Origin of the sequence: Bacillus pseudomycoides DSM 12442 (genome assembly GCF_000161455.1) — a bacterium.
Classification (GTDB): domain Bacteria; phylum Bacillota; class Bacilli; order Bacillales; family Bacillaceae_G; genus Bacillus_A; species Bacillus_A pseudomycoides.
In genome coordinates this window covers 5,232,531-5,239,576 of record NZ_CM000745.1, presented here as the reverse complement: position 1 = coordinate 5,239,576, position 7,046 = coordinate 5,232,531, and the positions used below count along the sequence as shown (strand labels likewise).

The following is a 7,046-nucleotide window of genomic DNA, read 5'->3' as shown; positions in this document are numbered from 1 at the left end:
ATCGGTAGTAAAAAGGATCTTTGAATAAAGATCCTTTTTATTTCATAACTATTATCAAATTTTATTCATTAAAAAAAGAATTTATTGGAATGAATCTTTAAGCTCAGGTGAATTAGAATAGAATTTCGCTTTTGATGGTTGAACACTACAAATAAATAGTGTAATAGATACCAAAAACATTATAAATGCTCCTGAAACTACAACAAATCGTATAGATATAAGCTCGGAAGAAATACCAAAGATTGCAGTAACGGTAATAATTAAAAAAGCCTCAATAAACCCGTAAATACTTATAACCCTCCCCATCACATCAACAGGTATATTGTTTTGATAAAATGTGTAAAAACCAGTATTAGAAAAGGCAGTAGCAAATGACAAAACAAAAACTCCTATAGATGCTATAAAAAAGGTATTAGAGGATGTAAAAACCATATAACCTACTGCAGTTATTAAGGAACCCATACCAATAAGCCATGAGGTAGGTATTTTTTCAATAATTATTGCATTGGATAAAGAACCTGCTAATACTCCTGCTCCAGCAATACTGACTAAGACTCCATATTCACCTTCAGATAAGGAAAGTATCCTAATTGCAAAAGCAGCTTCCAACGAATCTGTAGCTGTCATCATGACTATCATCGCACTAAACAAAAGATAAATCATCATGATATATAAATACTTACGGCTAAATCTAATAACAAGCTTCCAATCATCTATTAATAACTTAAGAGATAATTTTGTTGTATCTGATGTTTTTTCTAATTGTGCGGAGGATTCAACATTAGGCATTCCTACTGTAATTAATGCAGATAAAAATAAAGCTACAGCATTGATATAAATAGCCATATTAGGTGTACCAATTGTAAACATCATTCCTGCTATTGCTGGTCCAGTCAAAAAAGCTCCGGAATCAAGTAGGCTACGTAAAGAATTGAAACGTTTTCTTTGTCCTATTGGTATTAACTTCGTGATATAAGTTACCGATGTTGAGTGGTACATAGAGCTCGCTATTGTAATAAGAAAGACCATAGCATATATAAGCCCTAAAGAAGAGAAGAAAGGTAATAATGCAATTAGCACAGTCTGAAAAACATCTAGTGCTATCATGAGATATTTTTTATTTAAACGATCTACAAGACTTCCTGACCAAATATTAGTAAACAACGTTGATAAAGCCCTAATAATATATAAACCAGAGACAGCAATGGCCGACTCTGTTATGTTAAGAACGATAAGGTTTAGAGCGATAAAGTAAACCCAACTTCCAACACTTGAAACACCAATGCTAAACAATAAGATAGATGGATACCGCCAATTTTCCAATGTTTTTTTTAAACTCAATTGAATTCCTCCTAAAATATAATCAGATAGAATGCAACACTTAAAACAAAATAAAAAATCCCACCCCCAAGACTTAAGTGTCTTGGGGACGAGATTTTAGATCGCGGTACCACCCCAGTTTATTAATATGTCGCCATATTAACCTTATCAGGTACAACAAAAATGCTTATACCCTAGCTCTATAACGGGAGCGCCCGTCACACTATCCCCCTATAGTCGGTTCCAATGTGCTGCTCTGAGCCTTGCTTCAATAAAGAAATTCTAACCCCTTTTCAGCTACCAGGGTTCTCTGTATAGAATTCACTTTATTTACTCTTCTCTTCATTGCATTTAATTTCATATATACTAACATTATTGGATATATATTGTAAATGTTTTTTACATCTCATATACAAACTTAGTTAACATAATCCTGCTTATCAGCAGTCTCTATATCTAGAAACTTAAAAGAGTCCCTTCAGATCTTCGAAGGGACCTTTCTTTTATATAATCTCCGTTATCGAAAGTTATCATATTCATGTTTTAAAAGAGAATATATCTTAGAATCGCAATACATACCATTGATCATTACACTTTGTCTCAATGTTCCTTCATATGTCATTTTTAGCTTTTGCATAACTCGTTCAGACGCTGTATTCCTTATGTCACATCTTCCTTCAATACGATTTAAATCTAATTCTTGAAAGCCAAACTTTATTAGTTCTTCTAAAGCTTCGACGATAACTCCTTTTCCCCAATACAGTGGGTTAATAACAGCTCCTAAAGAAGCGCTACTGTGTGATAATTTCCAGATCCCACAGGTTCCAATAGCTTTCTGATCACTCTTAAAGATAATAGACCATATGAAGGACTTACCTTTCTTAGCTGTTTCCATCGTGTTTTCTAAAAAAAGACGAGTTTCATCTTTATTTTTGTGTACCTCTCGAGGTACATATGTAGTTGTTTGAGGATCCGAATAGACTTCAAATAAATCATCTAAATCATGAAAATCTAGTTTTTTTAATAAAAGACGCTTTGTTTCTAATTTGGGAATTTCATATGTATTTTCCATGCTCTCACCTCAGTTAATCGTTATTTTTATATTATATATCTTATTCATGTGAAGTTTACATATCCTATCATTATTGGTAGTATCCGAAAAAGCTCACTTAGTATCTTTTTTCAGATAAGAAATGAGCTTTTTCGTTTTTTTGGGTGACTCGATTTCTTAGCTTGATAGACATGTGGTGCTATCCTATAACGGTCTCAGTTGAGCGGGTTTTGTTTTAAATACGACTGTTTCGAATTCTTTTCTATATATCTTAGTTGGTAACTTAAGACGTGATAAATAATATCCTTGCTTATCTTGAATAGACTTAAAGTTCTTGTAAACGAAAATATCCTAAGTCACGAATATATAGTTCATTCTTTTGTGCCATACCTGTTCGAGCCGCACCATACGCCTGATCACTTCGTTTTCCTGGTTCAATTTTCACATCAGAAAATTCTCCACTCAACAAGTCATACTCTAGTTGAATTTTTACACCAGCTTTATGACTACATCCTCCGGCACCAGGATAAGTAGCTGCGAATCGATCTGGAACTTGAAAGGTTGTAGAATCAAGAATGCGAATACGCTCAAAGTAAGCAGAAAGAGAATGAGAAATCCTAGATAACCCTCCAATTTTAGCTTGTAGAAGTGTAGTAAATACATTTCGAAAGAAGGCTACAGAAGCCGCGTTAAATCGTCGATTAAGTCCCTCAGGACTTAATAAAATTGCTGTTGAAGTTTCTAATTGACTACAAAGTTGAGTAAGAGAGGTAGTAGCGATTTGCTGATTTAACCATACACACAAAGATAAAAAATGGTGCCCATGGCACTTACGTTTTCGTTTCATTCCGCCTGCTTCTATAGCTAATTGATTAAGTGTAGCGGGAGACATATAGCGATATAACTCTTCGGCAAATAAAGACAACTCTTGTTTTTGATGCATATTCATAAAAAGCACGTCACCCCTTCTCATTAACATAAGAGAATAGTAACGTGCTTTTAACTTCAAGAATAGTCTAAATCCTTAAGTTGATGGATGTGTGGCAGCATCCCTTAAATAAATTCGAAGAACTCTATTCTAAAAAATACATCTATATTTTACTGGTGATGATAAGTTAATTAAAGTTGATGGATAGCCAAACTCCATTGAAGCATCTATAAATTCTTCTAAATGTTGCACCGATTCAGTGACTATTTTCACCAAATAACTATATTGTCCAGCTAATCTGTGGCACTCAAAGACCATAGGATTTTCTTTGCAAAAATTTCTGAATTGTTGACATTTTTTTGATTCAAACAAAACAAAAGCCGTTACATTCTTATTTAATTTCTCTGGGTTTATAACTGCACTATAGGCTGTAATAATATTTTTATCCTCTAATTTTTTTACTCTTTCTTTTACAGCTGGTGTTGATAAGTTCACCATTTTTCCTAGTTCAGTCATAGATATACGTCCATCTTCTTGAAGAATATGTAAAATCTTTCGGTCAATATGGTCTATTCTAAACATCCCCTTTTTATTTAAAGCAAAACGCTTATAATGAATAAATTTTTTAAGTCTTTTGGATGAAATAGCTAATAATTTGTATTTAAACAAAATTATATTATATTTATAATTTTATGTATATAATGAAAAAAATGTTATTGGAGGAATAAAAATGGGACTTGAGATGAGGAAATGTTGTGAGAAATGTAATAATAAGATTGAAGAGCAATCTTTGGCTTTTATTTGCACACATGAATGTACATTTTGTGAGGAGTGTACAAAATTAATGAATTATGTATGTCCTAATTGTCAAGGAGAACTTGTTAAAAGACCTAGACCCCTATCTAGTAGTGTCTGCTCTCTTAACATATAACAATACTACTTATTAGGTTCGTAACGAAATAGGTTCAAAAGATAAAAGGGGGCGATATTATGATTATTAGAATGAAGAAAGATATGGAGAACATATATATAAATTATAGCATAAAGGAGTTTTTATATTGAACCAAGCTTTGCTTATTATTGATGTCCAACAAGAATTAGTTGATGGTAATAACGAAACTAAAAATGTGCTTAATAAAGAAGCATTGTTAGATAATGTTAATTTGGTTATTAATAAAGCACTAGAATCACATGCTTTGATTATCTTTGTGAGGGATAAAGATGTTGCTGATGGCAAAGGTCCAGGTTTTCAAATACACCAAACAGTAAAAGTACCAACCAATGCAAAAATATTTGATAAAGTAGCTACAAATGCGTTTTATGGTACACTATTAATGGATTTTTTAAAGGAAAACGAGATCGAACATCTTGTTATCATGGGATGTAAAACAGAACACTGTATTGACACAGCGGTTAGAACTGCAACGGTGAATCATTTTGATGTTACTTTAGTTGGGGATGGTCATTCAACGACAGATTCTTCAATCCTATCTGCTGAAAAGATAATAAGTCATCATAATGAAATACTTCATGGTCATTACAATGTTGACAATTTTTCTGTTGTTCGGACCAGCCAAGAGGATTTGTTTCAACCAATTCATAACAATTACCGATAAATCACTATTTACCCTGTTAAATTGAGAACCTTAAAAAAATTATTGATCTATAGCAATCAGGCGTGATTGTGGAATAACCCAAACCATATTTAAACGAATGTGTGTTATTATATTTTTAATATGGAATTATATCACACCAGAAACTAAAAAAGTTTATTTTAACCCCGTTCTAAAATTGGAACGGGGTTATGCGTATTTAAGAAATTAAAATAAAATACATTTATTTTAATTTTACATTTAATGGTGTATTTCTTAGATAGAAATTTCGTTTTGGGGAACAACCAATTTCTTAAGTTGATGGGAATGTGATGCTATCCCATCGCTATCAAGCTTAGGAAAGCAAATCCCCCCCAAACGAGAAAATTGACATCTCTAGTTGAAAATGTACATTTTTTTTGTTTTGAGGCATTATAAAATTCTAAAAAAGATCATTTCAATATACTATGAAATGACCTTTTATTCACCTTAACTATTTGCTAAATATTTCTCTAAATTTTAGTTTACGAGGATCTACGTTATTTTCTATCTGTAATTTTGAGTCGAATCCTTTTGCAATCCTTTTCCAATCTATCATTTTGAAATTCTGATTTACTATTTTCCCATGATCCATATTCTCTCCATCCTGTGCTAGAAAAATGCCATTTGGATATTTTTCTCCTAATCCAAAACTCATTACATCAATACCGTCTGTATCACTCGTTCCATCAGCATTTTTACCATCAACAATAGCAAAATTACCAATATACTCATTGTTGCCTTTACGGTCATACACTGCATAACTATTATTCCCCTGACTAGAAGCAATTAAATACCCTGTCCCATTTTTTCCATAATATATCGTCAAACCCTCAATATCTGCTGTTAAATGGTTTCCATCCGCACCATCTACTTTTGCAATCGGTTGGTTTCCTCCGTCTGGTTCCGCATTGAATTTCCAAATTGCCACATCTTCTTCACCGATATATATTGTTCCATACTCATCATCTGCTACAATTCCTTCTGATTGAGAACTTAGCTTTAATTCACGTACTTTCTTTCCTTCTATTTTTCCTTTTCCATTGTCAAATAACTCATATTGTTCAAAAGTTCCATCCTTCCCTACAACTAATGCGTAAAAAACACCCGTTTTTTGACTATGATAGAGACTAAACCCATATACTTCTTTCATGCTAGATTGAATGGGAGATCCCGTAATATTTTCTAATTCTCCTGTTTTAGGGTTTATCGCAAAAATATCGATTGTATTTGTAGAACGATTTGAAGCTGCCGCAATATCAATTTTTTTACCTCCAATTGGAAATCCATATCGTACATCAACATTATTTAGTTTCCCAAAGTTATACGAATGTAGTTGTTTTCCTTTTAAATTGTAGACAGCTATCCCCCCCTCTTTATTCGTTCCAATAATTTTACTTTTTTCAGAATCATGAGGATGAACCCAAATTGCTGGATCATCAGCTGCATCACCCGCATTAGCAACTGCATCTGTTTCCTCTTTTGCTTCCACTTTTACAAGTTTTGAATGTTTTTGTTTCTCTTGTACACTTGGATTTGAAAATTCCCCCACCAAATTCGGTGTAGAATTTACTGTTAAAAATAATACACTCGTCATTAAAGCAACTGTTGATATTTCCTTTAACATTTGTAGTTCCCCCTTGAAAAAAATAATTTTCTTTATCCTGTTAACTAGAACAGATACACTTTTCTTGTATTATTTTATCTATTAATTTTTAATTATTTATGTATTTATTGTAAATTTTCAGATAAATTATTTACAGGATCTATCGTAAGCAGAACGTTACGTGTATTGTGAAAATTATCCATCCAAAATAAAGTTGCACTATCCATAAAAAGTGTGGTTCTGGTGCAAAAACTCTAAAACTTTTGCAAGTAATCTCCTAAACTTGGACAGATTGATTTACGGGATCAGTCTGTCCAAAACCAGAAAGAATTCATCCATCGATTGTTTGGGCTTACAGCATAAAATAGAATTCCGCTAGAAATATATGAGCTATATTCTCTTTTATTTTATCTTTGCACCAGAACCCTTGCGACCAAGTAAAAAAGCGCCCTGTAAACAGGGCGCTTCACTTTTACCTAATGACTAATATTAGCACTTGGGTATAATGTT

General features: G+C 32.7%; 6 protein-coding genes, 2 pseudogenes and 1 other annotated feature. Of the genes and pseudogenes, 3 read left to right on the top strand and 5 right to left on the bottom strand.

Annotated elements, in window-relative coordinates; translation table 11 throughout:
- Nucleotides 1-81 precede the first annotated feature (81 nt).
- The 4 genes and pseudogenes from BPMYX0001_RS26545 to BPMYX0001_RS26530 form a co-directional block, all read right to left on the bottom strand.
- Nucleotides 82-1,341: an MFS transporter gene (locus BPMYX0001_RS26545; RefSeq protein ID WP_006097283.1), complete on the bottom strand. Its 1,260-nt coding sequence runs from the start codon at nt 1,339-1,341 to the stop codon at nt 82-84.
- A gap of 81 nt (nt 1,342-1,422) precedes the next feature.
- Nucleotides 1,423-1,675: a binding site (T-box leader), on the bottom strand.
- Between the two features lie 162 nt (nt 1,676-1,837).
- Nucleotides 1,838-2,392 carry a GNAT family N-acetyltransferase gene (locus BPMYX0001_RS26540; RefSeq protein ID WP_006097282.1) on the bottom strand — a complete coding sequence of 185 codons (555 nt, stop codon included), beginning with the start codon at nt 2,390-2,392 and terminating at the stop codon, nt 1,838-1,840.
- A 186-nt stretch (nt 2,393-2,578) separates the two neighbouring features.
- A pseudogene (locus BPMYX0001_RS29785) lies at nt 2,579-3,320 on the bottom strand (IS4 family transposase); the annotation flags it as partial.
- Between the two features lie 129 nt (nt 3,321-3,449).
- The gene (locus tag BPMYX0001_RS26530; protein ID WP_033799788.1) at nt 3,450-3,872 is read right to left on the bottom strand and encodes an Lrp/AsnC family transcriptional regulator; all 423 of its coding nucleotides are present in this window, start codon (nt 3,870-3,872) and stop codon (nt 3,450-3,452) included.
- Between the two features lie 157 nt (nt 3,873-4,029).
- On the opposite strand from BPMYX0001_RS26530, the gene BPMYX0001_RS26525 reads away from it, so the two are divergent.
- Together BPMYX0001_RS26525 and BPMYX0001_RS26520 are read left to right on the top strand one after the other, a co-directional pair.
- Entirely contained in the window at nt 4,030-4,230 is a 201-nt protein-coding gene (locus BPMYX0001_RS26525) for a DUF1272 domain-containing protein (RefSeq protein ID WP_018766997.1), read from the top strand.
- 127 nt (nt 4,231-4,357) lie between these two features.
- Nucleotides 4,358-4,915 (top strand): isochorismatase family protein, encoded by a 558-nt coding sequence (locus BPMYX0001_RS26520; protein ID WP_006097279.1) that lies wholly within the window; start codon nt 4,358-4,360, stop codon nt 4,913-4,915.
- Nucleotides 4,916-5,384: 469 nt separating this feature from the next.
- Here BPMYX0001_RS26520 and BPMYX0001_RS26515 read toward each other — a convergent pair whose 3' ends face one another.
- Complete coding sequence (locus BPMYX0001_RS26515) at nt 5,385-6,557, bottom strand: phytase (RefSeq protein ID WP_006097278.1); 1,173 nt, start codon at nt 6,555-6,557, stop codon at nt 5,385-5,387.
- Nucleotides 6,558-6,815: 258 nt separating this feature from the next.
- Between BPMYX0001_RS26515 and BPMYX0001_RS32810 the strand changes: the two are divergent.
- Nucleotides 6,816-6,899: pseudogene (locus BPMYX0001_RS32810) on the top strand (IS6 family transposase); the annotation flags it as partial.
- Between the last annotated feature and the right edge of the window lie 147 nt (nt 6,900-7,046).

Excerpts from the sequence above, each read along its gene's own strand:
- BPMYX0001_RS26540 (WP_006097282.1), bottom strand. The coding sequence starts at position 2,392 with ATGGAAAATACATATGAAATTCCCAAATTAGAAACAAAGCGTCTTTTA.
- BPMYX0001_RS26525 (WP_018766997.1), top strand. The coding sequence starts at position 4,030 with ATGGGACTTGAGATGAGGAAATGTTGTGAGAAATGTAATAATAAGATT.
- BPMYX0001_RS26515 (WP_006097278.1), bottom strand. The coding sequence starts at position 6,557 with ATGTTAAAGGAAATATCAACAGTTGCTTTAATGACGAGTGTATTATTT.